This window comes from Roseomonas acroporae, assembly GCF_023223525.1.
Classification (GTDB): domain Bacteria; phylum Pseudomonadota; class Alphaproteobacteria; order Acetobacterales; family Acetobacteraceae; genus Roseomonas_E; species Roseomonas_E acroporae.
The window spans coordinates 1-647 of record NZ_JALPRX010000281.1; the positions used below are offsets into that span (position 1 = coordinate 1).

The window sequence follows — 647 nt, forward strand, 5'->3', positions numbered from 1 at the left end:
TGCGTAATCCGGTCGATCGTGATCGGTGGATCCGTTTGATCGCGATCACCTGTTCCGGTGGATCCTGATCACCTGGTCCGGTGATCGCGATCGGGTTGGCCGTGGAGGTGGCGGCGACGGTGCGGCCGGCATGTCTCAACCGTAGGTAGCCTGCCCTGTGCTGAGGAGCAGAGGGCGGGATGCCGGGCAAGAGAGTGCCGATGCGCAAGATACGCGACGTGTTGCGGCTGGGGCTGTCGCAGGGCCTGTCCCAGCGGGGGATCGGCCGCAGCCTGGGGCTGAGCCAGGCGGTGGTGAACGACTACCTGCGGCGGGCCCGTCTGGGCGGACTGGGCTGGCCGTTGCCGGAGGGGTTGGATGACGTGGGGCTTGAGGCGCGGCTGTTCCCGCCTCCCCCGACGGTGCCGACCGAGCAGCGGCCGGCGCCGGACTGGGCTTTGGTGCACCAGGAGCTGCGCCGTCCCAACGTGACGCTGGCGCTGCTATGGGAGGAGTACCGGGCCGGGGCGCCGGACGGGTTCGGCTATTCCTGGTTCTGCGACCTGTACCGGGCCTGGGCGGGTCGGCTGGCGCCGACGCTGCGGCAGGTGCATCCGGCCGGCGAGCGGCTGTTCGTCGACTATGCCGGCAGCACGGTGCCGGTGTTC

Annotated in this window: 1 pseudogene; it reads left to right on the forward strand. The window is 70.2% G+C overall.

What is annotated here, in order from left to right:
* Positions 1-200 precede the first annotated feature (200 nt).
* Positions 201-647: pseudogene (locus tag M0638_RS28525) on the forward strand (IS21 family transposase); the annotation flags it as partial.